2 protein-coding genes are annotated in these 2,248 nt (G+C 45.5%); both read left to right on the plus strand.

The window, feature by feature from the left end:
- Window positions 1-804, plus strand: an 804-nt coding sequence (locus tag D1159_RS18705; protein ID WP_202621168.1) for a TniB family NTP-binding protein, incomplete at its 5' end; no start/stop codon positions are given.
- The gene (locus D1159_RS18710; RefSeq protein WP_161847098.1) at window positions 801-2,138 is read left to right on the plus strand and encodes a TniQ family protein; all 1,338 of its coding nucleotides are present in this window, start codon (window positions 801-803) and stop codon (window positions 2,136-2,138) included. The genes D1159_RS18705 and D1159_RS18710, both read left to right, overlap by 4 nt.
- The last annotated feature ends 110 nt before the right edge of the window (window positions 2,139-2,248 follow it).

Raw genomic sequence — 2,248 nt, forward strand, 5'->3', positions numbered from 1 at the left:
TTCCCTGAAAAAGAAAGAGACTGCCTAGGATTCAAAATCCTTGTGGAAAATGTGTCAACTAATATTGACAAAATCAAAGTAATCGGCGGTAACTATTATCCCAATGCACTACGAGCCAGGACTACTACGGATATGCTGATTGGGAGTGTCAGTCAGGTAGCCTTGAACCACATTGGCCTGTTAGTGGTAGATGAGATTCAGAATGTCTGCAACAGCAAGAATGGCAAGAGCCTTGTGGGGATGCTCACTCAACTTATCAACAACAGCGGTATTTCAATCTGTATGGTAGGTACACCTGAGAGTGCTGTGTTCTTTGAACAGGCTATGCAACTTGCTCGGAGGTCATTGGGGCTGAGATATGATGTGATGGAGTATGGGGAGGACTTCAAGATGTTCTGTGAAGTTCTGTACTCCTACCAGTATGTGAAGCAGAGGACAGAGATCACCAATGGCATTACAGAATGGCTCTATGAACATACTTCTGGAAATATCTCTGTGGTGGTGTCCCTTATCCACGACACTCAGGAGATTGCTATTCTCAACGGTAGAGAAGTTCTAAACCTGGAATCTCTAAACGAAGCCTATCAGCAAAGGCTATCTATGTTGCATGGGTTCATCCAGCCCCGGCAGAAGTGCCAGACCACAAAGCCCAAAAGAAAGATGGTCGTTACCAAGGCTAATGCAAATATGGAGACAGATGGAGACTTTACGATTGCTGGGTTGGTATCCCAGGCCAAGACCAAGGATATAGACATCGTGGAGTTATTGAAGAATCATCTGCCAGTAGTGGAGGTGGCTGTATGATCTCCTACTTCCCTGCCATCTATCCTGATGAATTGGTGTATAGCTGGCTCTGTCGATACTATGTCCATTCTGGATTCTTTTCAAGTAAATCAGCTATGCAGGAGCTGTATTGCAAGCGGTCTGACAATCCCAGCAAGGAGTTTATCGGGAATCTCAATCCGGGGACCATGGAGCAGATTGCAAAGATATATTCCCCGGACAAGCTGGTACTGGAACATACAATGTACCCTCAGTATGCTCGCTTCATTCCCTTAGAGCAAAAGAATACTGCCCTGTATCGGCTAGGACATGATAACTGTGATGTACACCACCTGTTCTGTGTTCTCCCTCGGTCTGAGGGGGAACAATACTTGCGGTTCTGTCCGTTGTGTGCTGAGGATGATAGGAAGACATATGGTGAAGCCTATTGGCATCGGAAACACCAAATCCGAAACATGAGTATCTGCACGAAGCACAGGTGTAGGCTTGTAGAATCCAATGTTCCTGCAAAGAGTGAACAGAGCTTCACTTTCTGTCCTGCTGAACATTGCATAGTCTACGATGAAACTGTCTTTGAGGAAGATCAACTGATGGTTCGATATGCAATGTATCTGGAATCTGTATTCGATGCTCCAATAGATTTTAACAAGGATATTCCAGTGAGTTCTATCCTGTATGATGGCCTGAGCCAGACGAAGTATTTGAAACCATCGGGCCGAAGCAGGTATACGAAGATGCTTGCTGATGATCTGAAGGTGTTCTACAGAGAGATGGGACTATATAACATAGTGAGTATGTACCAGATTCAGAGAGTATTGCTGGGGAGTCGATCTGATTTCTCTGTTGTCTGTCAGGTTGCTTTCTTCTTGGGGATGAAGTCAGAAGAATTAACCTCTCCAACCCTGACCCTAGAACAGATTCAGCAGGAACAGGATAGCCATTATATGAAAGAGACTGCCCCGGTAGACTGGGTGCAGTTAGATACGAACACAGCCCCCATATTAGAAAGATTTGTCCAAAGTGTATATGATGGGACAGCTAATGAGAACGGCAGGCCCGAACGAGTATCAGAGAGACTTGTGTATCGAGAAATGGGCTTGCTGGGACATCAGTTGGAAAATATGCCAAGGTGCAGAGCCATCTTTGAACGATATACCGAATCCTATCCTGAGAGCTGGGCCAGGAAGATCATTTGGGCATATCAGAGATTAAGAGTGCAGGGTAAGCCCTTCTATTGGTCGGATATTAGAATGATCTCCGGGGTGAAGAAAAAGAATTTCCACTCGATCATCCCCTATTTACAACTACACACGGATGCTGAGACAGTGAATCAAATCGTAGCCTTGATTGAGTGACGAATAAGACAGGGAGTGCATAGCGCACTCCCTGTCAGCTTGTCGAAAAGCGGCCTGCCAGGAAAAAGTTCTGGCAGGCCGCAAAGCATAAAGATACATAAGGGCAGCAA

Origin of the sequence: Pseudoflavonifractor sp. 524-17 (assembly GCF_009935845.1) — a bacterium.
Taxonomy (GTDB): domain Bacteria; phylum Bacillota; class Clostridia; order Oscillospirales; family Oscillospiraceae; genus Pseudoflavonifractor_A.